This is a genomic window from Streptosporangium amethystogenes, assembly GCF_000721075.1.
In the GTDB taxonomy this organism is placed as follows: domain Bacteria; phylum Actinomycetota; class Actinomycetes; order Streptosporangiales; family Streptosporangiaceae; genus Streptosporangium; species Streptosporangium amethystogenes.
Genome location: NZ_JOEQ01000050.1, coordinates 12,472 through 34,921, shown reverse-complemented (window position 1 = coordinate 34,921; position 22,450 = coordinate 12,472). Strand labels below are relative to the sequence as shown.

Annotated in this window: 24 protein-coding genes, 1 tRNA gene and 1 pseudogene; 14 read left to right on the top strand and 12 right to left on the bottom strand. The window is 67.8% G+C overall.

Annotation, left to right across the window (positions count from 1 at the left end; all coding sequences use genetic code 11):
* Positions 1–27 precede the first annotated feature (27 nt).
* Positions 28–243: a hypothetical protein gene (locus IG98_RS51450; protein WP_157594791.1), complete on the top strand. Its 216-nt coding sequence runs from the start codon at positions 28–30 to the stop codon at positions 241–243.
* 203 nt (positions 244–446) lie between these two features.
* Positions 447–761 (top strand): SCO4225 family membrane protein, encoded by a 315-nt coding sequence (locus tag IG98_RS0140175; RefSeq protein WP_030925101.1) that lies wholly within the window; start codon positions 447–449, stop codon positions 759–761.
* Positions 762–1,118: 357 nt separating this feature from the next.
* Here the strand turns inward: IG98_RS0140175 and IG98_RS0140170 are convergent, their stop codons facing one another.
* Together IG98_RS0140170 and IG98_RS0140165 are read right to left on the bottom strand one after the other, a co-directional pair.
* Complete coding sequence (locus IG98_RS0140170; RefSeq protein WP_157594790.1) at positions 1,119–1,589, bottom strand: hypothetical protein; 471 nt, start codon at positions 1,587–1,589, stop codon at positions 1,119–1,121.
* A 239-nt stretch (positions 1,590–1,828) separates the two neighbouring features.
* Complete coding sequence (locus IG98_RS0140165) at positions 1,829–2,032, bottom strand: hypothetical protein (protein ID WP_030925096.1); 204 nt, start codon at positions 2,030–2,032, stop codon at positions 1,829–1,831.
* Positions 2,033–2,049: 17 nt separating this feature from the next.
* On the opposite strand from IG98_RS0140165, the gene IG98_RS54695 reads away from it, so the two are divergent.
* From IG98_RS54695 to IG98_RS54505, 4 genes are read left to right on the top strand one after another with little or no spacing between them, the layout of a single operon-like run.
* Positions 2,050–2,436, top strand: a complete 387-nt coding sequence (locus IG98_RS54695) for a replication initiator (RefSeq protein WP_342666890.1) — start codon at positions 2,050–2,052, stop codon at positions 2,434–2,436.
* Positions 2,433–2,627 carry a helix-turn-helix transcriptional regulator gene (locus IG98_RS0140155; RefSeq protein WP_030925092.1) on the top strand — a complete coding sequence of 65 codons (195 nt, stop codon included), beginning with the start codon at positions 2,433–2,435 and terminating at the stop codon, positions 2,625–2,627. Before IG98_RS54695 ends, IG98_RS0140155 begins: the two co-directional genes overlap by 4 nt.
* Complete coding sequence (locus IG98_RS54510; protein WP_281178598.1) at positions 2,624–3,214, top strand: hypothetical protein; 591 nt, start codon at positions 2,624–2,626, stop codon at positions 3,212–3,214. The genes IG98_RS0140155 and IG98_RS54510 overlap by 4 nt, the downstream gene beginning before the upstream one ends.
* Positions 3,168–3,701 carry a site-specific integrase gene (locus IG98_RS54505; protein ID WP_281178597.1) on the top strand — a complete coding sequence of 178 codons (534 nt, stop codon included), beginning with the start codon at positions 3,168–3,170 and terminating at the stop codon, positions 3,699–3,701. The genes IG98_RS54510 and IG98_RS54505 overlap by 47 nt, the downstream gene beginning before the upstream one ends.
* 163 nt (positions 3,702–3,864) lie before the next feature.
* Here IG98_RS54505 and IG98_RS0140145 read toward each other — a convergent pair whose 3' ends face one another.
* Positions 3,865–4,458 (bottom strand): DUF4291 domain-containing protein, encoded by a 594-nt coding sequence (locus IG98_RS0140145; RefSeq protein WP_030925090.1) that lies wholly within the window; start codon positions 4,456–4,458, stop codon positions 3,865–3,867.
* A 245-nt stretch (positions 4,459–4,703) separates the two neighbouring features.
* Positions 4,704–4,788, bottom strand: a tRNA-Tyr gene (locus tag IG98_RS0140140).
* Positions 4,789–5,303: 515 nt separating this feature from the next.
* Between IG98_RS0140140 and IG98_RS0140135 the strand changes: the two genes are divergently transcribed.
* Entirely contained in the window at positions 5,304–5,798 is a 495-nt protein-coding gene (locus IG98_RS0140135; RefSeq protein ID WP_030925087.1) for a YajQ family cyclic di-GMP-binding protein, read from the top strand.
* Between the two features lie 382 nt (positions 5,799–6,180).
* Here the strand turns inward: IG98_RS0140135 and IG98_RS0140130 are convergent, their stop codons facing one another.
* Entirely contained in the window at positions 6,181–6,843 is a 663-nt protein-coding gene (locus IG98_RS0140130; protein WP_030925085.1) for an SGNH/GDSL hydrolase family protein, read from the bottom strand.
* 448 nt (positions 6,844–7,291) lie between these two features.
* On the opposite strand from IG98_RS0140130, the gene IG98_RS0140125 reads away from it, so the two are divergent.
* From IG98_RS0140125 to IG98_RS0140100, 6 genes are all read left to right on the top strand, one after another.
* Positions 7,292–7,900 (top strand): TetR/AcrR family transcriptional regulator, encoded by a 609-nt coding sequence (locus IG98_RS0140125; RefSeq protein WP_245651917.1) that lies wholly within the window; start codon positions 7,292–7,294, stop codon positions 7,898–7,900.
* A 146-nt stretch (positions 7,901–8,046) separates the two neighbouring features.
* Complete coding sequence (locus IG98_RS0140120; RefSeq protein WP_030925080.1) at positions 8,047–9,036, top strand: hypothetical protein; 990 nt, start codon at positions 8,047–8,049, stop codon at positions 9,034–9,036.
* 21 nt (positions 9,037–9,057) lie between these two features.
* Positions 9,058–9,633: a pyridoxamine 5'-phosphate oxidase family protein gene (locus IG98_RS0140115; protein ID WP_030925077.1), complete on the top strand. Its 576-nt coding sequence runs from the start codon at positions 9,058–9,060 to the stop codon at positions 9,631–9,633.
* Positions 9,634–9,901: 268 nt separating this feature from the next.
* Complete coding sequence (locus IG98_RS0140110) at positions 9,902–10,375, top strand: carboxymuconolactone decarboxylase family protein (RefSeq protein WP_030925074.1); 474 nt, start codon at positions 9,902–9,904, stop codon at positions 10,373–10,375.
* Between the two features lie 156 nt (positions 10,376–10,531).
* Positions 10,532–11,455, top strand: coding sequence for an RNA polymerase sigma-70 factor (locus tag IG98_RS0140105; RefSeq protein ID WP_030925072.1), 924 nt, complete (start codon positions 10,532–10,534; stop codon positions 11,453–11,455).
* Between the two features lie 239 nt (positions 11,456–11,694).
* On the top strand, positions 11,695–12,573 hold the full coding sequence (locus IG98_RS0140100; RefSeq protein WP_157594789.1) for a WD40 repeat domain-containing protein: 879 nt from the start codon (positions 11,695–11,697) through the stop codon (positions 12,571–12,573).
* Positions 12,574–12,606: 33 nt separating this feature from the next.
* On the opposite strand, the gene htpX is transcribed toward IG98_RS0140100, so the two are convergent.
* The 7 genes and pseudogenes from htpX to IG98_RS49625 form a co-directional block, all read right to left on the bottom strand.
* Complete coding sequence (gene htpX, locus IG98_RS0140095; RefSeq protein ID WP_030925067.1) at positions 12,607–13,458, bottom strand: zinc metalloprotease HtpX; 852 nt, start codon at positions 13,456–13,458, stop codon at positions 12,607–12,609.
* A gap of 73 nt (positions 13,459–13,531) precedes the next feature.
* Positions 13,532–15,166, bottom strand: coding sequence for an NADH-quinone oxidoreductase subunit N (locus IG98_RS0140090; RefSeq protein ID WP_037972559.1), 1,635 nt, complete (start codon positions 15,164–15,166; stop codon positions 13,532–13,534).
* The gene (locus IG98_RS0140085; RefSeq protein ID WP_030925062.1) at positions 15,163–16,863 is read right to left on the bottom strand and encodes a complex I subunit 4 family protein; all 1,701 of its coding nucleotides are present in this window, start codon (positions 16,861–16,863) and stop codon (positions 15,163–15,165) included. The genes IG98_RS0140090 and IG98_RS0140085 overlap by 4 nt, the downstream gene beginning before the upstream one ends.
* Positions 16,864–17,013: 150 nt before the next feature.
* On the bottom strand, positions 17,014–18,960 hold the full coding sequence (locus tag IG98_RS0140080) for an NADH-quinone oxidoreductase subunit 5 family protein (RefSeq protein ID WP_030925059.1): 1,947 nt from the start codon (positions 18,958–18,960) through the stop codon (positions 17,014–17,016).
* Positions 18,961–19,217: 257 nt separating this feature from the next.
* A pseudogene (gene nuoK / locus IG98_RS54690) lies at positions 19,218–19,520 on the bottom strand (NADH-quinone oxidoreductase subunit NuoK); the annotation flags it as partial.
* Between the two features lie 2 nt (positions 19,521–19,522).
* Positions 19,523–20,059: an NADH-quinone oxidoreductase subunit J family protein gene (locus IG98_RS0140070; RefSeq protein ID WP_030925054.1), complete on the bottom strand. Its 537-nt coding sequence runs from the start codon at positions 20,057–20,059 to the stop codon at positions 19,523–19,525.
* Complete coding sequence (locus tag IG98_RS49625; protein WP_084196000.1) at positions 20,056–20,811, bottom strand: NuoI/complex I 23 kDa subunit family protein; 756 nt, start codon at positions 20,809–20,811, stop codon at positions 20,056–20,058. Before IG98_RS49625 ends, IG98_RS0140070 begins: the two co-directional genes overlap by 4 nt.
* Before the next feature lie 244 nt (positions 20,812–21,055).
* On the opposite strand from IG98_RS49625, the gene IG98_RS47820 reads away from it, so the two are divergent.
* On the top strand, positions 21,056–22,441 hold the full coding sequence (locus tag IG98_RS47820; protein WP_084195998.1) for a serine/threonine-protein kinase: 1,386 nt from the start codon (positions 21,056–21,058) through the stop codon (positions 22,439–22,441).
* Positions 22,442–22,450 lie beyond the last annotated feature (9 nt).

Below are 22,450 nucleotides of genomic sequence, written 5' to 3'. Positions count from 1 at the left end.
GCCCGCACCCTCCAGACAGGAGCCCCCATGAACCCCCCACCCCAGGACCCGCTCGCCGTACTACGGCGAACCTTCCCCGGCTGGTACATCGACCACGACACCGTCCTCGGTCGCTGGATCGCCATGCGCTACCGCCCCCTCACCGTCCAGGAGACGACGACCAAGAACAGATGGACAGCACACCCTCTGTTCCCCCTTCCGGAGGAGTACCCAGCAGGCACAGCTCGACCTTCTAGTCCGTAGGTCCTCGAACGTTCTTCAAGGGCATTCAGATCAGTTCGCCGTGCAGGTCGCGAACGGCCCGCCTGTTCATATCATTCCAGCCCAAGGTTGTACGGCCCGATGGCTCCCACGGATAGGATCTGTCGCGGCTTGGTCATCCTGCTCTTAGTACTAGACCATGAATACACTCGACGCTCTTATCCGGGTCAAAGTATGGAGCCAGAATGACGAAACCCCACAAGCTCGGTTCCGGAGGGTGCCTTGCTCTCGCTTACTCCGGCCTCGTGCTGGCTCTGGGTATCTACTCGATCGTGGTCCTGCTGACAGTGCAGGATCCGATCCTGCTGTCCGGGGTAGCGCTCATCTACCTCACGTTCCCCCTCGGCTGGCTGATCTGGCAGGCGTGGGACCTGCTGCCGATCGGGCTGACGAATCCGATCGTGCTCGTCCTGCTTCTCATGGGCGCAGGCTGGTTCCAGGCGTGGGCGGTCTCACGCCTCGTGCGGCGGCTGACTCGCCGAGGCGGAGAATCCACCTAATCGCGCGGAAGACCGACAACGAGCCTAAGAAAATCAAAAACCAGGTTGGGATCACAGCCTTGGCCTGGATTTTCTCTGGTGGAGCGGATGACGAGAATCGAACCCGCACTGTCAGCTTGGGAAGTCTCTAACGCACCTGGCCCATGAGCCGGCGAAGTGCTGACCTGCAGGGGAGAGGGCCGATTACCCGTGAGTCCCCTTTGTTCACCCTCCTGACGGGCACGCAACGGGCACGGCTGGAAGGGGTGGTTCATGATCATTGCCTGCATATTGCACAGCGGTCGTTGCGCAAGACCCTTGAGGCCTAAATCCGGAATCTGCGGATTAAAAGATCACCCTTGGACTATTCCGGGTAGTTCAATGCAGGTCATGGGGTGTACGCGGTTCATCCTGAACGGCTCTGAACGCCCCTGTATTGCAACCCGAAGTGCAACCCTGGTACCCGGCGGCACCCCACAGCGAGAACCACCCCCAGCGCTTGGGAACCACGACTGTGTAGCCACCCGGAGGCATGGCCTTCCCGAGCTCGTTGTCAAGCTTTAAACCCTGATCGCCGACCTCGCTCCAATAAGAGTGAAAGCGCTTCTTGTCCATCGTGGTGATCTCGATTCTCCGCTCGGCGTCGATGAGCGTGGCGGTCCAGACATTGCCCGAACGGATCTGGTTGAGCACGGTGGACATGTCTGCCTGCTGAGAATCGTCACGATTAAGCAAGAGCAGTCCGCCGATGAGCACCAAGCCTGCGGTGACGGAGCACACGATGAACGTCCTGAACCGCGAGGCTTTTTTCTGGCACTGGTGAGGGGGTGCGGACTGCTTCTCGATCATGCCTACAGCATGCCAGTCCACTCGCGGCGTTTGAAGGCCGTGGGTTCATTCCTGTAAATGGATATGACGGTCATGAGAGCAATCTCGGTTGCAGGAGCACACTACCAGTTTGGAAGATCTCGGTACGCGACCCTCTGAGCTGCTGCGGTCCAGGTCAGGGGTGGTCTCGCCTTCCCTGTGAATCCTCGTGATTCCCCCTGCTCACCCTCCTGACGGGCACGCAACGGGCACAGGCGGTTCTACGTGTAGACCCCTCTGCCATAGTCCTCGGGACCCACGGTGAAGTCATCTGCGCGGGCCTCCCGTAGGTGCAGGTATCGGCCGTTAAGAAGGTCGATGGCTTCTCTCAGGTCGCCCCCGAACTGTTCTCGGATCAGCTTGAGAGCAGGAAGAATACGAGCTTGAATTATTCGTTCGTCGATGTCGGTCCAGTCGTCCGCCATGACAGCCATCATGCCGCCTGCGTGTCAGCGACGGCATCACTGAGCGCGCCTGCTGTTGTGATGCTCGGTGGGGCGGGGCTGAGGCACACAAGCCCGAACACCTCGGCTACGCGGGACGGCGCGTCCTGGTCTCCCGTAAGTGGTCGAACAAGACCCTGTCCGAGCACAAGCGCGACCGGCGCACCTGGGTCATGGAAGTGCTCGGCCTGGCCGACAAGGTCCCCGATCCGCACCGCTATGTCTGGAAGCCCGTCCCGGCCAGTGACGGCGATCTCCCCTCCCTGGCCCTGCGGCTGCTGCGCATGGTCGCCGAACGCCAACGCTGGCGAGCAACCCTGCTGGCCCTGGAAGCCAGAGCAAACCCCCAACCCCTTTCGGCAATCGAGACTCAGGAGGCGGCGTGAGCAAGAACCGCGATCAACTCATGACCGTTCCGGAGATCCTCGACGAACTCGGCGGGGTGTCCCAGCGCACCTTCTACCGCTGGCGGGAGATCGGCCACGCTCCGCAGGGCCTCAAGCTCCCGAACGGCGAGATCCGCATCTATCACAGCGAGTTCACCGCCTGGCTTGAGACCCTCCGGGAGGCGGCGTGAACACCTCGTACGACGTGAAGTTCTGGGAGATCCGTCGGAACGAGACGAGCAAGACACCGTCCTACGTGGTCCGCTGGAAGGTCGGCGGTCGCCAGAAGTCCAAGACCCTGCGGACCAAGGCTCTCGCCGAGAGCCTCCTGTCGGACCTGCGGCAGACGGCCAAGCGCGGGGAAGCCTTCGACATGGAGACCGGGCTTCCGCTCTCCATGCTTCAGGCCAAGAGCGCCCGGACGGTCTTCGAGTTCGTGCGGACCTACATCGACATGAAGTGGCCTCACGCGGCTGCCAAGAGCCGGGACAGCATGTCCGACGCGCTCTCGACGGTGCTCCCCGCGCTGACCAAGGACCGGCCCGGCCGTCCCGATGCTGAGACCCTGCGAACCGCCCTCCGCAAGTACACGCTCCTCCCGAACGGCAAAAGTCTCGATGTTCCCCCCGAGATGGCGCAGGCGATCCGCTGGCTTGAGACGGCCTCCCTCGACCTGGTGGACCTGGGCGAGACCAGGGTCGTACGGCTGGCGTGGCCGGGGCCGGCGGCTCATGGCGCTGTTCGCCTGCATGTACTACGCGGCGTTGCGTCCGGGTGAGGCGGTCGGCCTGCGTCTCCAGGACTGCCACCTGCCCGCGAAAGGCTGGGTGCGGTTGACGGTCGACGTCTCCCACCCCGAGGTCAACAGGCATTGGACGGACAGCGGGGACGCCCACGAGGAACGAGGTCTCAAGCACCGGGGTCGCGCCGATATCCGGCCTGTGCCGATCCCTCCTGAACTCGTGAAGATCCTGCGGCAGCACATCGACGAGTACGGGACCGGCGCGGACGGGCGCATCTTCCGCAGTGAGCGGGGCGGGGTGATCGCCTCGACGGCCTATACCGAGGTCTGGCAGGACGCGCGGGCACTCGCCCTCACTCCGGCTCAGGTCGCCTCTCCCCTCGCTCGGCGGCCGTACGACCTGAGACACGCAGCGGTCTCGCTGTGGCTCAACGCGGGCGGGCCATGGCGGGGACGTCCTGCTGCGGGTCTACGCCAAGTGCCTCGACGGGCAGAAAGAGATCGCCAACCAGCGGATCAGTGACGCGCTGACCGCATGAGACGCACACCGTACGATCAGGGTCCCGGGACACCGTCCGGGACCCTTTGGCATTTCGAGGTTGTTTCGATTGGTTGAGGAGCCCGTTTGTGCTGGCCACGCAGTACACAGTGGTGCGGCTGGAACCGGTCCAGGAGTCATGCGCGGATTACGGACGTAGGTGAGCCAGAAGATCGTCCCCGGCGGGGTAAGGACGCGCCTCGGGCAAGAGACGGACTGCGGTATCCGGCTCGTCGTTGCGTATGAGTGTGTGGATCTCGCGAGCAAGCGGAGTCACGTCGGTGATGGCGACTATCCACTCGTCTACGTACCGGCGCGCGCCCTCGTCCGAGAGGCCGAGCTGTAGTGAGCGGTAGGGCAGCGGCTGTAGGCGGAGATCGCGTTCGGGATCCCACTGCACTCGGGCCGATGCATGCTTCAGCTGTCGTTTCCAGGTAGCCCGGTCGGGATGAAGCCCGCGCTCATAGTGCGACAAGCACGCGTGGCGCAGGGCCCATTCGAACCCTTCACGGATGATCTCGATGGCTAGAACGGTCTCCTGCCCCTCCTTGGTGCCCCAACCGCAGCGGTACATCATCCACAGGAATGATGGTTTGATCCACGTCATCCGGTCTCGCTTCCAGGCGGTGGGGAAGCGGCCGTAACGAGCGGCGGGGAGGCCGATCTCTGGACTGTAAGCCTGGTAGACGGTGATCGTGGATGCGGTGTGGACCGCCCGGATCCTGTGCTGTGGTTCTTCCATGCTGGACAGGATGAGGCCGGCTGCTGGGAAGATCCATTGATTTAGAAGCCGTCTCCTTCGGCTTCACTGGCTGGCTCTCGCCCCTGAACCGCTCTGAGAGCCCAGCGCGACCTGGGAAAACGGCCTCAAGATCATTGCGCGTATATTGCGCGACCACCGACATGGGGCCGCTCAGAGCGGCATCTGGCTGCACACCCCGGAAACGCAAAAGAGGCCCCGGAGGGCCTCTGAGCTGCTGTTTCTGCTGGTGGCAGGTGCAGGACTTGAACCTGCGTAGGCTGAGCCGACGGTTTTACAGACCGCTCCCTTTGACCACTCGGGCAACCTGCCGTGTCCTCCGCGTACTGCGGCGACAGGAAAAGAATAGCGGACTTCCAGGGGTGGCGTGACATCCGTGGAGGGCACCCGCCGATGGATGGGCACACTGGGACCTTTGGGGCAGGCGTTGTCACTCGTGCCGGTCTTGAGCGAGGCGGGAGAGACAGGAGGGACGCTGCGATACGGGCGTGCCACGGGGTTCGGCGGCGAGTGCCGGGCGGGTGAGGCGGGTGGGCCGGAGGGTGACCTGAGGGAGAACCGGCCGGGGGTGACCTGAGCCGGGGGTGACCTGAGGGAGAGCCGGTCGCGGAGTGGGACGACGGAGCGGGATAACGGGGTCGAACGACACGCTGAGGGCGAGGCGGGACACACTGCCGCCCCAGCATTGACAGGAGATGCTGGCTAGGCTGATCCGTTACGTACGCGTCTACCGAACCGGCTCGCGGACGCCGCCGCGGTTCGTGGGCCGCGATATCCGGGAGCCGGGCAGCGGATGATAGTTCCAGCAGTTCAAAGGGGATTGGGCTTTGGCGGATTCATCGTTCGACATCGTTAGCAAGATCGATCATCAGGAGGCCGACAACGCGCTGAACCAGACGGTCAAGGAGGTCGGACACCGGTTCGACTTCAAGGGTACCGGCGCGACGATCGCCTGGTCGGGTGGCCAGAAGGCCGTCGAGATCAGGGCCAACAGCGAGGAGCGCGCCAACGCGGTCCTCGACGTGTTCAAGGACAAGCTGATCAAGCGCGGCCTGTCGCTCAAGATTCTTGACGCGGACGAGCCCAAGCTGTCCGGCAAGGAGTACCGCCTTCTGATCACCCTCAAGGAGGGCATCGACCAGGAGCAGGCCAAGAAGATCTCGAAGATCATCCGGGATGAGGGCCCCAAGGGGGTCAAGGCCCAGATCCAGGGTGATGAGCTGCGGGTGAGTTCCAAGAAGAGGGACGAACTGCAGGAGGTCATCGCCCTTCTCAAGGGCAAGGACCTGGAGGTCGCCCTCCAGTTCACCAACTACCGGTAGACCGAGGGCCGGGCGGAGCTGTGACTCGCACGGTTACCGCCCTCCGCTCTCGGACGCACGCTGCCGGGAGCGGAGTCGACGACAGGCGCTTCGGGCCACTCTCCTCCGGACGCGTTCAAAGCGATCATGAGGCTTGAGTGGCCCAGAGCCACCCGGTATCGGATGGTCCATCGCGACAGAACGACTTCCCGCTTCCGAGAACGCACCGCCAAGCTCGACCACGCTCAGCGGGTGCCCGCGACGGTTCCAGCGAAGAACAGCACCGGAACCCGCACTGACACGCACCCTTCAGCACGACTTCCCACTCCCAAGAACACACCGCCAAACTCGACCACGCTCAGCGGGTGCCCGCGACGGTTCCAGCGATGGACGTACGCGCCCTTCAGGCCGAGGCGAGGTGACGGCCCAGTCGCCTGATGGTCTCCGCGGCAAGCAGGGCGTGACCTCGCATCGAGGCATGGATCATGTCCGAACTGTATGTCGAGATGTCGGCGCAGGCGGGGTGGCTCCACATGTCGACGACCAGCGCGCCGTGTCTGGCGGAGACCGCGCTCACCCGCTCGTTCAACCTCAGCAGGTTGGGACTGAGCGCCTCAAGCTTGGGGATCGCCAAGCCGATGTTCATGAGGCGGTACGTGATCACTGTCGCGCCGGCCGCCCGCAATCCGCCGATGATGGCGTCCAGCTCGCCCTCGACCGCGTCCAGGTCGACCACCGGGCGGAACAGGTCGTTGCCCCCGCAGATCACCGCCGCGAGGTCGGGCCCGAACTCCAGTGCCCGGCCGAGCTGGCGTTCCCGCACCTCGGCGGCGACCAGGCCGCGCAGGCCGAGGTTCACATAGCCCAGGTCGGGCCGGCCCCGGGTCAGTGCCTCCCGGGTCCGGTCCGCCCAGGGCAGGGTGCGGTAGCCGGGGAGGGCGTCACCCAGCCCTTCGGCGAGGCTGTCGCCGAGCACCGCGAACCGCTTCCACGGGGCGTTGGCGAGGAGCCGGTCGGCTTCCTTCTCCGGGAGATGGAAGTCGTCGGTCGAGATGTCTTCGGTCATGTGTTTGGCCTCTCTTGGCATCGGCCCGGCCCGGCTGGGGTCGATCCGCCTGCCGACAGCATAAGAACGAACGATCGTGCTATCAATATCCCGCGAGCTGAAAACGCTGATGCTCCGCTCCTCAGCGAAGGGTGCGAACGCGTCGTCGAGAGGACCAGCCTGCCGAGACAGCATTTCCCGCGTCCCCGGCCGATGTGGATCCGTGCATCCAACGAGGAACGTCGCGCCAAGTTGATTTAACAGAACGTTCGTGCTTAAAGTTTGACTCGGGAAGGACCTGTCCGACAGTCTCCGGCTCCGGGCCGTGGCGGGCCGGCCGCGCCGGGGAGCGCGGCTCGGCAGACCGCCGCGTATGGTCTGCGCACCGGCTGTCGCCGATCAGTGGCGAGCCGAGGTGACGGCCAGACTCCAGTGGACGGGAACGGTTGAGATGACACAGGACGGGCGTGTGGTGCGCGGAGACCAGACCCGGCAGCGAATTCTGGACCGTGCGATGGCCATCGCGTCCCAGGACGGGCTCGAAGGGCTGTCGATCGGGCGCCTCGCCACCGACCTCGGGGTGAGCAAGAGCGGACTGTTCTCACACTTCGGCTCGAAGGAGGAGTTGCAGGTCGCGGTCGTACGGGCTGCCGAGGAGGTCTTCACCCACGAGGTGGTCAAGCCTGCGCTGCGGACCACGCCCGGCCTGCCACGCCTGGTCGAGCTGTGCAGGGGCTGGCTCGACTATTCGGAACGACGGGTCTTCCCCGGCGGTTGCTTCTTCTACGCGGCGGGTGCGGAGTTCGACGCGCGGCCCGGCCGGATCCGCGACCTGCTGGCCCGGGCACGCCGCGACTGGCTGCGCCTGTACGAGCAGACCGTCCGGGACGCCCAGCAGCTCGGCCAGCTCGACACGGATGTCGAACCGGCCCAGCTGGCGTTCGAGCTCGACGCGCTCGCCACCGCGGCGAACTCGGCCGCGCTGCTGCTCGACGACGCCTTGGCGTACCAGCGCTCGCGCGCCGGGATCCGCACCCGGCTGCGCGCCCTGGCCACCCGGCCGGAAGAGGTTCCCTGACGGCTCCGCAGCGAGAACCGTTCCGGACCCTTCGCCTGAATCGTCGCCCCGGGCCGATGGCCAAGAAACCGCAGACCTTTCTTCGGCTCTTGACACAACTTTTCCCGCCGGATCCCCATCTATCAGGGGGACGGAAGGAAAAACCGATGAGACCCTCACGCGGATTCGCCGTACTCGCAGTCGCCGCCGTAGCGGCCACCGGCATGATCGCCACTCCGGCAGCGGCGAAGACGGACAACCCGGCCAGGTACGCCTGGCTGAAGAGCTGCCCCCGGGGAGACGACAACGTCCCCTGCGGTTCGTGGATGCTGACCCTGCGCAGCGGGAAGACCGTCACGCTGCCCGACGCGCAGGTCCACCCCAGGTCCTCGGGTGGCACGGTGGACAGGACCACCAGCAACTCGATCTCCATCAGCAACGACGGCCGCTTCGTGAACTACTTCAAGGGCGGCGAACTCGTCGTCCGTGAAGTGAGCAGCGGAAAGGTCCGCCCGCTGCCGGGCGGTACCGCGAGCCTGCCCAAGGGGATCGGCCAGAGCGACGTGGACACGACGCTCTCTCCTGACGGCTCGGCCATCGTGGTCGACTACTACGACGCCGCGAACAGGCTACCGAGCCTGGTCATCAACCTGAAGACCGGTGAGACGGCCAAGCTGCCGTCGACGAACAGCCTGATGGGTTTCAGCCCCAGCGGGAAATACCTGCTCACCTCCCGATTCACCGAGGACAACATCACCGAGTTCGTGGTCTTCGACGCCGAGGGCAACAGGACGGCGAGCCAGATCATCCCGCAGATCGTGTCCAACAACGCGCCTGTCGCACTGGCCGACGACGGGAACACCGTGGCCCTGGTCATCTCCAGCGCATCGAGCAGGCCCCGCCTGCGTACCTATGACCTGTCTGCTGACACCGTCTCCGAGGCGATCGGAATCGGCATGCCCAAGGACGAGACCGCGCAGCGGCTCTCCTGGGGCGCGGCCGGCTCGCTCACCCTCTGGACCAGCCGCAGCGACCAGGAGGGCGAGCTGGACTCCGCCGTGAAGCGGACGCTGAACGCCGAGACCGGGAGCACTCGCAAGCTGGACTCCTTCCGGCTCAGGAAGAACGTGTGGGTCTGGTGGCTGCCCGGCGAGTGACGGTGAATTATCTTCGCTTTTATGGGGAAAATTCATGACAAGATCAATGACCGGCTGCGCGAGTTCATCAAAGCGCAGCCGGTCTATTTCGTGGCGACGGCTCCCGAGCAGGGCGGTCACGTCAACATGTCCCCCAAGGGATACGCCGACACCTTCGCCGTTCTCGACGACACCACCATCGCCTACCTGGACCTGGACGGCAGCGGGGTGGAGACCATCTCCCACCTCCGCCAGAACGGCCGGATCACCGTCATGTTCTGCGCCTTCTCCGGCCCTCCCAACATTCTTCGGCTGTACGGCACCGGCCGGGTCGTCGTACCGGAGAGCCCTGACTTCACCACACTGATCAAGAACTTCGGCCCGCACCCGGGTGTGCGATCGATCATCGTCGTCGACTGCGACCGTATCTCCGACTCCTGCGGCTTCTCCGTGCCGTTCATGTCCTTCGACAGTGACCGGACGCTGCTGGACGAGTGGGCGGGCCGCAAGGATGTCCAGGAGCGGCGTTCCTACCGGGCGAAGAAGAACCGCGAGAGCATCGACGGCATCCCCGGCCTCTCCCCCGAGGAGACCGACCCGATCACCCAGCACTCCTGAGACCATCGCCTCATTCGGATCGACCCCCAAGGGCCGATCCTTTCGCCCTGGTCCGATGAGGTTTCCGGTGGTGGCGCGATCAGGCCTGGCTGACCGGTGACCCACTGCGCCGCCTCCGCCGCCAGCCGCCTCGGGCCGAAACGGAGGCGTTGCCGAGCCGGCCGGGCCCGGCGGCCGGGAGACGCAGGTCACATTCGCCTGTGTCACAGGGAGTCGGGCTACCCCGTCTCAGGGGGTGTAGCCATCAACGACCCCGGAGGAGCACACCATGGACGCGCGACTCGACTACTTCACCGCCCCGTCCGCCGGCAAGGTCATCAAGTACTTCATGTCGGCGGGCAAGGCGCTCAAGGACTTGCCGCTGCCGGCCGCCACGCAGGAACTGGTGGCGCTTCGGGTAAGTCAGATCAACGGCTGCGCCGTCTGCATCGACATGCACACCAAAGATGCCGCCGCTGCCGGCGAGACCTCGGTGCGGCTGAACCTGGTCGCGGCGTGGCGGGAGGCCACGGTCTTCACCGAGGCCGAGCGTGCCGCGCTGGAGTTGGCGGAGGAGGGGACCCGGGTCGCGGATGCGGCCGGTGGGGTCAGCGACGAGGTGTGGGCGTACGCCGCCAAGCACTACGACGAGGGGCAGCTCACCGCCCTGGTGATCCTGGTCTCCTTCATGAACGCGGCGAACCGGCTGAACATCATCGCCCGGCAGCCGGCCGGCGACTATGTGCCCGGGCAGTTCCACTGAACGGCACCGGCGACTGGCTCGGGGTCCGGCTGCGGGCTCCGGGCCCCGGGCCCGGCGGCGTTACTCTGGTGTGCCGACGGCCCGGATGATCACCAGAAGATGCCTGCACCGGCGAGTACGGCCGGGCGGGAAGGGTTCAGGGGGAGGGGGTCCGGCGTGAGCAAGGTCGAGGAGTTCGAGGAGCTGCGGCCGCTGCTGTTTTCGATCGCCTATCGGATTCTGGGCAGTGTGGGTGAGGCCGAGGACGCGGTGCAGGAGACATGGCTGCGCTATGACGGCTTGGCGACCCGGCCCACGTCGACCAAGGCTCTTCTGTCCGCCGCGGTGACGCGGATCTCGATCGATGTGTTGCGCTCCGCGCGGGTGCGGCGGGAGGCGTACGTGGGCCCGTGGTTTCCCGAGCCGTTGCTGAGCGATCCGTATCAGGATCCGGCGCGGTCGGTGGAGCTGGCCGACTCGGTGTCGATGGCGGCGTTGCTGCTGCTGGAGCGGCTCAGCCCGCTGGAGCGTGCGGTGTTCGTGCTGCGGGAGGTGTTCGGCTTCGGGTTCGACGAGGTCGCCGCGGCGGTGGGGCGGTCGGAGGCGGCGTGCCGGCAGTTGCTGGTGCGGGCGCGGCGGCATATGGAGGCCGGACGGCCGCGCTTCGAAGCGGTCCGCAAGGAGCGGGAGGAACTGGCGTCGAGGTTCTTCGACGCCCTCCGCGAGGGCGACGTCGCCGGCCTGCGGGAACTGCTCGCCGCCGACGTATCGGTGGTCGGTGACGGCGGCGGCAAGGCCCCGCAGCTGGCCAGGGCCGTCATCGGCGCCGAGAACGTGGCCCGGCTGCTTGCCTCCCTCTTCCTTCGGTTGGCCCGGATCGACGTGACGTTCGAGCCGCACGAGGTCAACGGCCAGCCGGGGGCGATCTTCCGCGACCGGGACGGCAAGGTGCTCCACATCCTGGCGCTCGATGTACTCGACGGGCAGATCCAGACGATCCGCTCGGTGATCAATCCCGACAAGCTCGGGCACCTGGGCCCGGTGGCGGACGCCTGGGCAGTCGACCGCGAAGTAAGACAGGCAGGCCGGCACACGGAATGACCGCGACAGCCGACCATGCCTTGAACCCCATCCCGGGCACGCTGCCGCACCACCGCTGACACCGAGGGCTGTGCCGCCATGCCGCGGTGGCGAGCACGCCCGCTGACACTCTCATGTCACTTGGCACATGACGGCACCGCCGGACGGCCCTGACCGGGGCGTACAGTGGCCCGTACGTAACGGACGCCCCCCGAATGTCCGGAAGACTCGGGGGGTCCTCAGTGGGGTTGTTCCGCCGCTTGAGTGTTTGCGTCGTCGTGGTCGTCGTGGTCATGGGGGCGGGGGTCCCCGCCCAGGCCGGGGGCGCGAGGTCGCCGGTCCGGTACGCGGGGCTCGACGGGTGCGTCTGTGCTCCGTGGAAGCTCTGGGTACGCGGCGGCAGGGTGGTCAGCCTCACCGACGCCCGGGTGTTCTCCAGGGACAGGCAACGGGCTCCGCTGGCCCTGTCGCCCAACGGCAGGTATGTCACCTATTTCCAGCTCGGCGACGGGGCACTGGTGGTACGGGAGATGGCGACCGGCGAGATACGCGCGGTGCCCGGCGTGAAGTGGTCGAGCGCCATGCGCGCGGCGCGGATCGAGCTCTCTCCCGGCGGACGGTACGTGGTGCTGGGCATCCGGTGGGGGAACCGGATCCTGGACACGTACAGCGGTGCGAGTGTCCCGGTGCCGCCGGGGCTGCGGCCGTGGAGTTTCAGCCCCGACGCGAGGTTCGTGCTGATGGTGGATGACTCGTTCCAGGCGGGGATCTACTCGATGTCGCCTTTCGCCGAGTGGGGACGCGTCCCGGTGGGAGGCGCGCTCGGTCCTGACGGGCAGACCGTGGCCCATTTCACGGCGCGTGACGCGGGGGTCGGCCTGTGGGACGTGGCCGCGGGCAGCGCGCTGAGACGCGCTCCCATCCCCGTGCCCCGTGGCAGGACCTCTACCAGGCTGCGTTGGAACGGCAAGGGCCTCCTCGACCTGCAGACGGTCACCCCGCGCAGGTTGAGGAGGGGGGGAGGCACTCGCTACGACTGGTACCGGGTCGATCCGGAGTCAGGCCGGACGGAGCGGATCGGCGGCTTCGCCGTGCCCGGATCCGTCCACAACCCGATCATCACCGGTCTGACGCCCTGACCCGCCTCATCCGGCGGCTCCCGCGTCACGTGGTCAGCGGCGGTACCCGGCCATGCGCTCCAGGCGGGCGACGCGCTCGGCGGTAGGCGGGTGGGTGGAGAACATCCGGCCGAGCCCCGCACCGCGGAAGGGGTTGGCGATCATCAGGTGGGAGGCGGAGGCGAGCCGGCTGTTCTCCGGGAGAGGCAGATGGCGGGTGCCCATCTCGATCTTTCTCAGTGCCGAGGCGAGTGCCAGCGGATCACCGGTCAGCCGAGCTCCTGACTCATCCGCCTGGTATTCGCGAGAGCGGGAGATGGCCATCTGGATCATTCCGGCCGCGACCGGGCCCAGCACGATCATGAGGAGTGCGCCGATGAATCCGGGTCCCTCGTCGTCATCCCCGCCGCCGAAGAACAACCCGGCGTAGCCGAGATAAGTGATCATGGTGGCGAGCGCCCCGGCCACCGAGGAGATCAGGATGTCGCGGTTGTAGACGTGGGAGAGCTCGTGCCCGATGACACCGCGCAGCTCGCGCTCGTCGAGTATCTGAGTGATCCCGTAGGTGACGCAGACGGCGGCGTTACGAGGGTTGCGTCCCGTCGCGAAGGCGTTGGGCTGCATGGTCGGCGAGACGTAGAGCCGGGGCATGGGCTGGCGGGCCTCGGTGGAGAGCTCACGCACGATCCGGTAGAGCAGCGGCTGCTCGACCTCACTCACCGGCCGGGCGCGCATGGCCGACAGCGCGATGCGGTCGGAGAGGAAATAGGCGGCGCCGTTGGTCACCAGCGCGACCAGAACCGCGATCTGCACGCCTGCGCCGCCTCCGAACCACGCCCCCACCGCGATGATCACCGCGGACAGTGCGCCGAGAAGGACCGCGGTACGCAGACCGTTGTGGTGCACTACACCCCCCTTTCGGTTGATGCCGATTCACCTGTGACAACGTTTCCAGCCAGGACAAACGTTCCCAGGTGTTTCAGCCCGCGGCGATGAGTGCTCCGGGGACGAGGTCGAGGACCAGTTGGGGGGCGACCGAGAAGGCGACCGCGACGATCCCGGCCACCGCGATCGCCACACCGGCGGGTATCCACCCGGCGGCGCGGCCGGCCGTTTCGGTGCCCTCGGTGGCCGGGGTGAAGATCCGCACCACCCAGGCGATGTAGTAATAGAGGCCCGCGACCGTGTTGACCGCCATCACCACGGCCAGCCAGCCACCGCCACCGCTGAGGAGCTCCCGGAACACCACGATCTTGGCGAAGAGCCCGGCCAGCCCCGGGGGCAGGCCCGCCAGGCAGATCAGGAAGAAGGCCAGTGCCGGCCCGGCCGCCGGGTTCCGGAACGCCAGGCCCCGGTAGTCGTCCAACTCCCCCCTGCCGGAACGCCTCGACACCAGCGTGACCACGGCGAACGCCCCGAGGTTCATCGCCGCGTAGAAGACCAGATAGGCGATCGAGGCGTTCATCGCCTCGGGGCGCCCGGCGCCGAGGGGAGCGAGGATGTAGCCCGACTGGGCGACGGACGACCAGGCGAGCAGCCGCACCGCATGGCGCTGGCGCATGGCCAGGAGGTTGCCCACGGTCATGGTGAGCGCGGCGATGATCGCGACCAGCGGGACCCAGATGGCGCTCTGGCCCCCCAGGGCGACGACCAGGATGAGGATCAGTCCGGCGAACCCGGCTGCCTTGGAGATGACGGAGAGCAGAGCCGCGACCGGGACGGGCGCCCCCTGGTAGACATCGCCCGCCCACGCGTGGAACGGCACTGCCGCGATCTTGAAGGCGAACCCGGCGAGGACCAGCACCACCGCCACGGTGACCACGGCGGGCAGGTCGTAGCCGATCTGCAGTGCGGAGCCGTAGGCGGTGTCGGCGTCGTCCAGGACGAGCCTCAGGCCGGGTGCCCCGAGAACACGCTGCTGCAGAGCCTGGGCGATCCGGTCGAGGTAGACGGTTCCGGTCGTCCCGTACAGCAGGGAGACCCCGAAGAGCATCACCGCCGTGGAGACCACGGAGACCAGGAAGAGCTTGACCGCGGCCTCGGAGCTCCGGCCGTCATAGCGTCTGAGCGCGGTGAGCGCGAACACCGGCAGCGAGACGAGCTCCAGGGCGACCACCAGCATGATCAGGTCACGGGAGGCGGGCAGCGCGACGGCACCCGCCAGCGTGCAGAGCAGCAGGAAGTACCACTCGCCGACGGGGATGTCGCCGAAGGCGAGTTCTGCCGCCGAGAGCAGCACCACGACGATTCCGGCCGCCAGTGCGAGTCCCGCGAAGACCAGTGTGAAGTCGTCGACCACGAACGAGCACGGCGCCGCGGCAGCCGGGGTCGCCGTCTGTTCGGTGCTCGGGGAGGCGATGGCACCGATCGCCGCGTGGGGGGAGCCGAGCAGTCCTTCCGGCACGCAGAAGGTCCTCAGCGGGTCTCCGGTGCGCAGTGCCTGCGAGACCACCACCGCCAGGGCGCCGACCACCCCCGCCAGGGTGACCGCGCCGAGCGCCGGCCGGACGTACGGCCTGCGGGGCAGGAAGGCGTCCAGGACCAGCACCAGCCCGGCGGTGAGGGCGAGGATCAGCAGCGGCGCGACCGCGTAGTAGTCGATCGACTGGATCACGGTGCCCCCACCAGGGTCCGGACCACCGGATCGGTGAGCAGGAGGAGCGCCTTGGGCCAGAGCCCGAACAGCAGGATCAGCGCGATCAGCGGCACCCAGGCGGCCAGTTCGTAGCCCATGACGTCGGGCATCCGCGGCCTGCCCGCGCTCACCGCTCCCGGCGGGTGCGTGCCTCCCCCGCCCCCGGGAAGGTCTTCCTTTCCGCCCGCACCGGATTCGAGGGCGGCGTCCTCGGACCCGGTCGGGCCTGTGGAGGGGAGAGCGTCCGTGGTGGCCGCGGCGAGGAGCGGGACGTGGACGGTCTCGGTACTCCGGCCGTGGGTGACGCGGGAGAGCATGAGCAGGAAGTAGGCGGCGGTCAGCACGGTACCGAGACCTCCGAGAGCCATGAAGACCAGGTAGAGGGGGCCGGACAGGCCCGCGGCCGGTTCGAAGGCGCCGAGGAGGGCCAGCATCTCACCCCAGAAACCCGCCAGCCCCGGCAGCCCGAGCGAGGCGACGCAGGCGAAGGTGAGCAGGGAGCCGAGATGGGGAAGGTGGGTCAGCATGCCGCCACCGAGGGCGGGCATGTCCGAGGTGCCATAGCGCTCCTTGATCGCCCCGGCGACGAAGAACAGCAGGGCGGTGATCAGGCCGTGGGCGATGTTGCCGAACAGCGCGCCGTTGATCCCGGCAGGGGTCAGTGTGGCGAACCCGAGGAGCACGAAACCCATGTGACCGACCGAGGAGTAGGCGATCATCCTTTTGAGGTCGCGCTGGGCGAGGCAGGCCAACGAGCCGTAGATGATGCCGATCACCGCGAAGGCCCCGAGCCAGGGGGCCATGGCGGCGGCCCCGTCGGGCAGGACCGGAATCGCGATTCTGGCGAAACCGTACGTACCCATCTTGAGCAGCACCCCCGCCAGGAGCACCGAGCCGACGGTGGGCGCCTCGGTGTGGGCGTCGGGCAGCCAGGTGTGCAGCGGCCACATCGGGGTCTTGACCGCGAGACCGATGCCGACGGCCAGGAAGGCGATGATCTGCACCGGGCGTGACATGCCCGTCCCCCGTGCCTGGGCCAGAGCGGTCATGTCCAGGGTGCCGGTCTGCGACCAGATGATCAGCAGACCGATCAGCAGGACCACCGAGCCCAGCAGGGTGTAGAGGATGAACTTGATCGCCGCCGCCCGGCGGGCACGTCCTCCCCAGAGGGCGATCACGAAGTACATCGGGATGAGGACGACCTCGAAGAACACGAAGAACAGCAGCAGGTCGAGCGCGAGGAACGTGCCGATCATGCCCACTTCGAGGATGAGCAGCGTGAACACCAGTGCCCGTGGCCGGTTACCGCCGCGTCCGGGGCTCAGCAACTGCCCGGGGCCGTCGGCGCGGCCCCGGCACAGATAGACGAAGCAGAGAAAGGTCAGCAGCGTGGTCAGCACGACCAGCGGCAGTGAGATCCCGTCCACGCCGAGGTGGAAGCTGAGGTCCAGGCCGGGGATCCAGGCCAGATCGGTCACGAACTGCGCGCGGGCGGCGTCACCGTGGTCGAACGCGGCGGCCAGCACCACCGACAGTGCGAAGGTGACCCCGGAGACGGCCGGCCCGTGCACCCTGAGCAGCCGCTCTCTTGCCGCCGTGTCCGCCCCGGACGGCACGAGCAGCACGGCGGCTCCGGCGAGCGGCACACCGAGAAGTGCGATCAGGAGCCAGCTCATGGCGCGGCCACCTCACAGAAATTCGGCCCCGGATTCGGCCCCAGGTTCGGCACTGAGTTCGGTCGCCGGGGAGATGTCAACGGCGCGTCACCGCCAGACGGGTGGAGAGCGGCGCGGCGGCGTCCACGCCGCCCCGGAGAGACGGAGAACTCACCCGAAGATCACCGCCCCGGCCGCGATCAGGAGGACGCCCGCCAGCAGGCCGGTGACGTAGAGCTGGACATTGCCGTTCTGCACCAGGCGGACCAGCCCCGCCAGTCTCAGGGTCGCCCGGCCCGAGCCGCGTACCGTGCCGTCCACCACGCGGTTGTCCGTGCGGACGACGAGGCGCGCGAGGAGCAACACGGGCCGGACGAGGAGCCTGGTGTAGACGGAGTCGACGTAGAAGGCCCGCTCGCAGGGGACACGGAAGGGGCCGAGCACCCGGGCCGGGTCGGTCTGGGGCGCGGAGCGCCACACCGCGTAGACCGCCCCCGCGCCCAGCAGTGCCACCGTGAGGCTGAGGGCGGCGGTGCCCCAGTGGACGTCGCCGATGCGGGCGAAGCCGAGGAGCAGGGCGGGAACGGCCAGGACGACGATGGGCCGGCTCATGGTGGCCGGCACCTCGGATACGGCGGCGTGGGCCTCGCCCGCCACGGGCTCGGGCCGCGAGGCACGCTGCCCGAAGAAGGTGCGCAGCCACGCACGGGTGGCGTAGGCGCCGGTCACCGCGATCGTGGCGAGGGCGCAGCCGTAGAGCAGGAAGGCCGCGGCGTCGGTCAGCGGGCCCGCGGACAGGGAATGCTCGATGCCCGCCAGCATCTCGTCCTTGCTGAAGAAGCCGCTGGCCGGAGGCAGGCCCATCAGGGCGGCGAAGCCGATCGTCATCGCGGCGAAGGTGACCGGAAGCTCCCGGCGGAGACCTCCCATCGTGCTCATCAGGTTGGAGCCGACCACGTGGATCACCGCTCCGGCGCAGAGGAAGAGCAGTGCCTTGAAAGCCCCGTGGGTGATCAGGTGGAAGATCGCGGCATCCGGTGAGCCCGCGGCCAGGGCACCCGCCATGTAGGCGAGCTGGCTGATCGTGGAGTAGGCGAGGACGCGCTTGAGGTCGTCCTGGGCCAGGGCGGCGAGGGCCGCGCCGAGCATGCCGAGGGCGGCCAGGACCGCGAGCACGTCCAGGGTGGGGCGGGCGCCGAGGAAGGCGGGATAGAGCCGGGCGACGACGAAGATCCCGGCGGCGACCATGGTGGCCGCGTGGATGAGGGCGCTGATCGGTGTCGGTCCTGCCATCGCGTCGGGGAGCCAGACGTGTAGCGGCACCTGGGCGCTCTTGCCCGCGACCCCGGCCAGCAGCAGCATGGTGGCGGCGATGAGCGTGCCGGACGACATCTCGGGGACCCCGGCGATGACGTCGGCGATCCTGAAGCTGCCGGCCGCCGTGCCAAGGACGAAGATGCCGAACAGGAAGCCGACGTCGCCGATTCGGGTGACGAGGAAGGCCTTGATCGCCGCCCGCGAGTTGGCCCGCTCCTCCCACCAGTGCCCGACCAGCAGGTACGAGCACAGGCCCATGATCTCCCAGCCCACGTAGAGGACCAGGAGGTCCGCCGCGTAGACGACCAGCAGCATGGCGCTGGTGAACAGGCTGATGAAGGAGCTGTAGGACGGGTAGCGCCGGTCACCGTGCAGGTAGCCGATGGAGTAGACCTGCACGGCCAGCGCGACCACGGTGACCAGCACCGCGATCGACGCGGCGAGGCCGTCGACGAGCAGCCCGACCGAGATCGGCACCGACCCCGTCTCGATGACGGTGAACGTCGCGGTGACGCCGTCGGCCGCGCCCTGGCCGCCGATCCCGATCGGGACCCCCGGCTCGATTCCGCCCTGGCCGGTGGCCGCCCAGGTGGCGTAGGCCAGCCAGATCGCCAGGGCGGTGGAGAGCGCGGTGGGCAGCACGGCGATCCAGGCGGCCCGGCGGTTGGCTCCGGCGTTGAGGTCCGTGCCGGGGTCGAGGGGCGTCGCACCGCGAAGCCCCCGGGGGAAGCGGGAACCGAGAAGCCCGGTGGCCGCGGCGAGGAAGGGCAGCAGGATCACGAGCGAGGCGACAGTGATCATGACGCGTCACCCGGCCTGGGGTCCGTCTCGGATCCGGCGGGAAACCGGGATTGTCGCGTGCGGGTCGCGGCCAGGGTGTGGCCCCGGGTCTCGGCCGGGTTCTGGGTCCGAGGCGGGGAGTGGGCACCGGCCTCGCCGGAAAGTGCCGCCCCGGCGGGGGCGGCGGATCCGGGGCCGGTGGGCTGGATGCCATCGGGTCCGGGGTCGACCGGCCCGGGGTTCGTGGCCCCGGGGTCGGTGGGCTCGGGCTCGGTCGGCTCGGACAGGGAGCGGAGACGGTCGAGGTCGATGGTCTGGCGGTTGCGGTAGAGCGCGAGAACGATCGCGAGGCCGAGACCGACCTCGGCGGCGGCGATCACGATGACGAACAGGGTGAGCACCTGCCCGCTGTGCAGCCGGTCGCGTAACCAGACGTCGAAGACGACCAGGTTGAGGTTGACGGCGTTGAGCATGATCTCGACGGACATCAGCACCAGGATCGTGTTGCGCCGGGCGAGCACGCCGTACACGCCGATGGAGAAGAGCAGTGCCGAGACGACCAGGGGGTAGACGACGTGCACCTTCAGTCCCTCCCGCGGATGTCGGTGCGGGACAGGACGATGGCGCCGATCAGTGCCGCCAGCAGCAGGACCGAGAGCACTTCGAATGGAAGCACCCAGTTGCGGAAGATGCTCGCGCCGAGTTCCCCGGCCGAACCGCCGCCGGGCTCAAGTGGGACGTAGGCCATCCGGAAGCCGTCGACGACGACGGTGACCAGCACGGCCGCGGTTGCGATCGCCACGATCACGGCGGCCGGCCGGTTCGGGCTGTCGAGGTCGGCGCTCCTGCCGATCGGAGCGCGGGTGAGCATGATGCCGAACAGCAGCAGGACGACGATCGCGCCGACGTAGATCAGCACCTGGACCCAGGCGACGAACTCGGCGGTGAGGACCAGGTAGCACCCGGCCAGCGCGCCGAAGCAGACCACCAGCCACAGGGCGGCATGGACGAGTTGTCTGGTGGTCACGGTAAGCAGCGCCGACCCGACGGCCACCGCACCCAGCAGGAGGAAGACGATCTCCTGCCCGGTCGGCGACAGATAGGACGGCGCCTCGGTCACGTCTCCTCCTCGGGCTCTCCACTCGAATCCGTGGAAGAAGTCTGCTCCGGCGGTGCCGCCTTCGGAGGAACGTCATCCCTACCTGTGGATAACTTCTCGGCGGACGACTCGCCTGTGGACGGAGTCTCCTTCTTCGGGAGCGCACCCGGCGGCCGGATGGCCCGGACGCTCGCGTGTCCCGCCGAGGGGCCTGTCCCAGGCGGCCTGCCGGGTGGCGGGACACGTCGCGCGGGTGGCTCCTCGGGAACTTCCGGGGCCTCGGGCGCGGGAGCCGTGGAAGCCTTGGGGGCCGGCGCGGGACGGGGGCGGACCGGGCGGGAGGTGGCCGCCAGTTCCTTCGGCGGCTCGGCGCCCGGCTCGTGGGCCGGGGGCGGCGGGACGGTCTGGGCCCAGGCGGCCAGCTTCTCCTTCTCATGAAGGAGGTTACGGATGTCACCCTCGGCGTACTCGAACTCCGGAGACCAGAACAGCGCGTCGAACGGGCAGACCTCGATACAGATCCCGCAGTACATGCAGAGGGAGAAGTCGATCGCGAACCGGTCGAGCATGTTGCGGGCGCGGGGACGGCCCCCCTCCGGGGCGGGGAGGGTCTCCTTGTGGGAGTCGATGTAGATGCACCAGTCGGGGCACTCGCGAGCGCAGAGCATGCACACCGTGCAGTTCTCCTCGACCAGCGCGATCACCCCCCTGCTCCTCGGGGGCAGATCCGGCCGGACTTCGGGGTACTGCTGAGTCACCGATCTGCTCAGCATGTGGCGAAGGGTGACGGAGAGTCCCTTCACCAACCCCACTCCTGGTATCCGTGCCACAACTCAACATCATGACGCACAGTGGGGCGCTCGGGAATGCGGTAGGCCCTCCAGACCGGCACGGCAGGGGAACTCACGTTATCCACAGAAGTTATCCACAGACTGTGTGTTCGATAACCGCCCCTCAACCACCGGGTCGACAGAGAAGGGACTGCGGAGATCCTGAAAAAATCGTATTGTTCGGCACATGTCCCACCAGTACGGACCGGCCTGGCAGCCGCGACCACCGGCACGCTCCAACACCGCGTGGAGCGTGGTGTGGGCGCTGGTCCCCCTGTTGACCTGCGGTGTCGGCACGCCGTTCGTCATCGGACACGCCGCGCGCCGGCTGCGGAGCCCGTTGCTGGCCCTCGCCGCCGCCCTCTACGGCCTCGGCATCGGCACCTTCGTGATCACCTCCGGGATCTACGGGAGCTCCGATCTCACCCCGGTCTGGCTGGAGGCCGTACAGATGATCGGCCTGTTCGGCAGCTGGCTCGGCGGGCTGGGCCACGCACTGATCCTCAGGGGGGAGGTGTTCCGGCAGCAGCCGCTCCAGGAGTTCCGCCCGGGACCGCCGCCGGAGTACGGACGCCCGCCCTACCAGACCGGTCCCACGGTGGCCTCGGTCCAGCATCCGCCACAGCGGCACCCGGAGCCTCCGCGGCACGGCGGATACCCGCAGGCACAGCATCGTCAGCGTGACGACCGGCCGCCCCAGTACGCGCAGAGCCAATTCACCCAGAGCCAATTCCCCCAGGGCCCGCCCACCCACGCCGTACAGGGCCAGAACCACCAAAGCTCTCAGCACACCCCGGCCCCCCAGGGCTGGCTGGGGCCCTATCGCCTGATCGGCAGCCTGGGGAAGGGCGGCCAGGGGACGGTCCACCTCGCGCTCACCCCGCAGGGGCAGAAGGTCGCGATCAAGGTGCTGCACGAGCACTTCAACGGTAACCAGGCGGTCAGGGAGCGATTCCTGCGGGAGGTGGAGGCGACGCGCAGGGTGGCGACGTTCTCCACGGCCCGGGTGCTGGACGTGAACATCAACGAGGACCAGGCGTACGTCGTCAGCGAGTACGTGGAGGGCGTCTCCCTGGAGCAGCTGGTCCGCGACAAGGGTCCGCGCGACGAGGACGGACTGACCCGGCTGGCCCTGGCCACGGCGGGCGCGCTGGCCGCGATCCACCGGGCCGGCGTGGTGCACCGGGACTTCAAACCGGCCAACGTGCTGATCGGCGCCGACGGACCCCGCGTGATCGACTTCGGCATCGCCCGGGCCCTCGACCAGGCCACCGCGACGTCGAGCAACATCATGGGCACCCCCGCCTACATGTCGCCCGAGCAGCTCGCGGGCGAGACGGTCGGCCCGGAGACCGACGTGTTCAGCTGGGCCTCGACCATGATCTTCGCCGCTTCCGGCCGGGTGGCCTTCGGTGAGGACACCATCCCGGCGATCCTGAACCGGGTGATCAACCACCAGCCGGACCTGACGGCTCTGCCCCAGTCACTGCGCCCGCTGGCCGCGGCCTGCCTGGACAAGCAGCCCCGCAACCGGCCCACCGCCTCCGACATCATGCTGCGGATCGTGCAGTAGACATTCCCG